Source organism: Methylorubrum zatmanii, assembly GCF_014845115.1.
In the GTDB taxonomy this organism is placed as follows: domain Bacteria; phylum Pseudomonadota; class Alphaproteobacteria; order Rhizobiales; family Beijerinckiaceae; genus Methylobacterium; species Methylobacterium zatmanii.
Genome location: NZ_NKUI01000340.1, coordinates 1 through 1,407 on the forward strand (window position 1 = coordinate 1; position 1,407 = coordinate 1,407).

The following is a 1,407-nucleotide window of genomic DNA, read 5'->3' on the forward strand; positions in this document are numbered from 1 at the left end:
CGCCGGGCTCACGGAAATAGACCGAGCGGAAGTACTGACGGTCGCGCTGCTCGGTCACGGCCAGGCCGTGCATCCCGCGCAGCCGGTCCGTCATCGCCTCCTGCGCCGCGTCGTCGGCGGCGCGGAAGGCGATATGGTGGACCGAGCCGGCTCCCTGCCGCCCCGGCAGGAAGTCGCCCACCGCCCGCAGGGTCACGGCGCCGCCGAGTCTGGCACCGGTCGTGAGACGGATCTGGCTTCCCTCGCGGCCGGTCTCGGCAAAGCCGAGGACGTCGGTGAGGATCGCGGCGGTCGCCTCCGCCTCGCGCAGGAGCAGGGTGACGCCGTGCAGGCCGCGGATCGCCTCCTCGGCGGCGATGCCCTCCGCGCCCCAGGCCGGCTCACCCTCCGCCCCGTCGATTCCGACGAGGGCCAGCGGCATCCCGTCGGGATCGCGGAAGCGCAGGACCGTCTCACCGAAGGCGGTCACCGGCGCCTCATGAGGGATGCCGAGGGCGACAAGCCGGTGCGTCCAGGCGCCGATCGCGGCACGCGGCACGCGGAAGCCCGTCTCCGAGACCTGACCGATGCCGACCCGGCCGGCAGCGGCATTCGGGATCGGAAAGAAGGTCAGGATCGTGCCGGGCGCCCCCGCCTCGTCGCCGAAATACAGGTGGTAGGTGCCGGGATCGTCGAAATTGACGGTCTTCTTGACGAGTCGCAGGCCCAGCACGCGGGTGTAGAAGGCGATGGTGCGGGCCGGGTCGCTGGCGAAGGCCGTGACGTGGTGGAGGCCGTGCTCGGTCATGATGGGGCTCCGTCGCTGGATCGCCGGAGAGCCGGGAGGGCTGCCGCGATCGGTGTGAGCCCAATCTGGCCCTTGCCGAGATGTACGAAAATAGAAACGATTGAAACGCATCGTTTCTGAAAATGCCCAATGAGATTCGGGCCACCTGCGAACGGAATGCCGATGAGCCGTCTGCCCGATTTCGAGGCCTGGGCCGTCTTCGCGATGGTGGCCGACAGCCTCTCCTTCGCCCGCGCAGCGGAGGAGCTAAGCCTGTCCAAGGCCACGGTCTCGAAGGCGGTGGCGCGACTGGAGGCGCGGCTCGGCGCGCGTCTGTTTCACCGGACCTCCCGGCGCCTCGCCCTCACGGAAGCGGGCCGCGCCGCGCGGGAGGATGCGGCCGCCCTGCTCGCGGCCGGCGAGGCGGCGGAGGCGCGCGCCCTCGACGCCAACGGAACGCCGCGCGGCCGGGTCCGCCTCGCCGCACCGATGTCCTTCGGGATCGCCCATGTCGCGCCGGTGCTGCCGGATTTCCTGGCGGCGCATCGTCAGGTCTCCGTCGATCTGCACCTGTCCGATGCGCAGGCCGAGATCGAACCCGCCGCCGACGAGATCGACCACCGCATCGGCCAGGGGCAGAT

General features: G+C 70.9%; 2 protein-coding genes. One reads left to right on the forward strand and one right to left on the reverse strand.

What is annotated here, in order from left to right; translation table 11 throughout:
• Positions 1–787: VOC family protein (locus MZTS_RS24525; protein ID WP_192285928.1), on the reverse strand; the 787-nt coding region annotated here is incomplete at its 3' end.
• Between the two features lie 162 nt (positions 788–949).
• Between MZTS_RS24525 and MZTS_RS24530 the strand changes: the two genes are divergently transcribed.
• Positions 950–1,407, forward strand: a 458-nt coding sequence (locus tag MZTS_RS24530; protein ID WP_192285929.1) for a LysR family transcriptional regulator, incomplete at its 3' end; no start/stop codon positions are given.